The 223-nt window shown below is 67.3% G+C and carries 1 protein-coding gene; it reads left to right on the top strand.

The genetic code is table 11. The features are described 5' to 3' along the window. Nucleotides 1–223 (top strand): MFS transporter (locus EXE44_RS19660; RefSeq protein ID WP_137718142.1); only part of this gene is annotated, 223 nt, incomplete at both ends.

Genomic DNA, 223 nt, shown 5'->3' with positions numbered 1-223 from the left:
CCGCCTGGCTATCAGCCCGGTCGTTCCCCTGATCATCGACGATCTCGGGGTCTCGAACACGGCGATCGGGGTCGCCCTCTCCGGGATGTGGTTCGCCTACGGACTCTCGCAGTTCCCGAGCGGAATCTTAGCGGACCGGTACGGCGAGCGCCGGATCATCCTCGTCGCGGTCGGCGGGACGACGGCGATGAGCCTCGTGTTGGCCGTCGTCCCGGTCTTTCCC

It is taken from the genome of Halorubrum sp. SS7 (assembly GCF_005435055.1).
Classification (GTDB): domain Archaea; phylum Halobacteriota; class Halobacteria; order Halobacteriales; family Haloferacaceae; genus Halorubrum; species Halorubrum salinarum.
Note: the sequence above shows the minus strand (reverse complement) of the source record. Positions and strands in the feature narration are given on the sequence as shown.